The following is a 1,289-nucleotide window of genomic DNA, read 5'->3' on the forward strand; positions in this document are numbered from 1 at the left end:
AATGCCGGGGACGCGATGAAAGAGCTCAGCCCTCCCCCCATGCCAGCCGCGGCGACGGCCGCAGTCGATGTTTTCAGAAAGTCTCTCCGCGAAGGGCCTGCGCCCTGAATTAGTTTAGTCATGTCTTCCTCCCAAAAGGACAAATGCCATCTTGTCCGATGAGGAATAAGCAACGACTGTGCCAACTTCTGTTAACACTTGGTTAAAAAAGAAAAACCCGCGCCGAAACCGGGCGCGGGTTCAGGATTTTCAGCGATGAGACAGCGTCAGGCGGCCGAGGCCACATGTTCGGGCAAATCGTCCAGTTCGACCAGACCGCTTTCGGACAATGCGACGCAAAGTTCGAAGACGTTGATCATCTCGCGCACATTGCCGGGCCAGCTATAGGCGCACAGCGCGGCCTCGGCCTTTTTGGAAAAGCGCAAAGGCTGTTCTTCGGACACTAGCGAGGCAACCTGACGGATGATCCAGCCTTTATCCTCGCGGTCGCGCAGCGCCGGGATGCTAAGAACGACACCGTTCAGGCGATAGTAAAGATCCTGACGGAACTGCCCCTTGTCGACCAGCTCTTTCAGATTGCGGTGGGTGGCCGAGACCACCCGAATATCGACCGAAACCGGTTTGGTCGCGCCCACGGCCATGACCTCGCGTTCGGCCAGAACACGCAGCAAACGTGCCTGAAGCGCAAGCGGCATGTCACCGATTTCATCCAGAAACAGCGTGCCGCCGCTGGCTTGTTCGATCAGCCCCTTCTTGCCCTTCGCATGGGCGCCGGTGAACGAATTCGGGGCATAGCCAAACAATTCGCTTTCGATCAGAGATTCCGGCAGCGCGGCACAATTGATGGCCACGAAGGGCCCTTTTTTCTTGCGCGAGTCGTGCAAGGCCTGCGCGACGAATTCCTTACCGACGCCGGTCTCGCCTTCCAGAATGATGCTCAGCTGCTTGTCCACGACACGGGCGGCCTTGGTCGCCAGCCGGTGCATCTGACTGTCGCCGCCATGAATACGTTCCAGCGGTGCGGGCAGGCCCGGAAGCGCTGCGGCCCTGTGCGGCCGCGACGGGGCCTTTACATCCGCGAAAAGGATTTTGCCGTCCCGTGTCTCAAGCGCCTGCTCGCCCGGCGTCGAGGCCCCCACCAAGCACGGAAGGTCATTGAAATCGAATTCGAACACATCTTCGAACGGGCGTCCGATGATGCTTTCCGGTGTGCGCCAGTCAACGCCCAGCGACTGGGCCATCATCCGGTGCGCGCCATGCGTCACCCCCGAGATCGTGCCATCATCCGC

General features: G+C 59.8%; 2 protein-coding genes. Both read right to left on the minus strand.

The genetic code is table 11. From position 1 onward, the window contains the following. Nucleotides 1-122, minus strand: a 122-nt coding sequence (locus tag ABYW26_RS14550) for a twin-arginine translocation signal domain-containing protein (protein WP_372605636.1), incomplete at its 3' end; no start/stop codon positions are given. A 144-nt stretch (nt 123-266) separates the two neighbouring features. Further along, a partial coding sequence (locus ABYW26_RS14555) for a sigma-54-dependent Fis family transcriptional regulator (protein ID WP_372605634.1) occupies nt 267-1,289 on the minus strand: 1,023 nt, incomplete at its 5' end.

Source organism: Actibacterium sp. (genome assembly GCF_041584535.1).
Classification (GTDB): Bacteria; Pseudomonadota; Alphaproteobacteria; order Rhodobacterales; family Rhodobacteraceae; genus Actibacterium_D.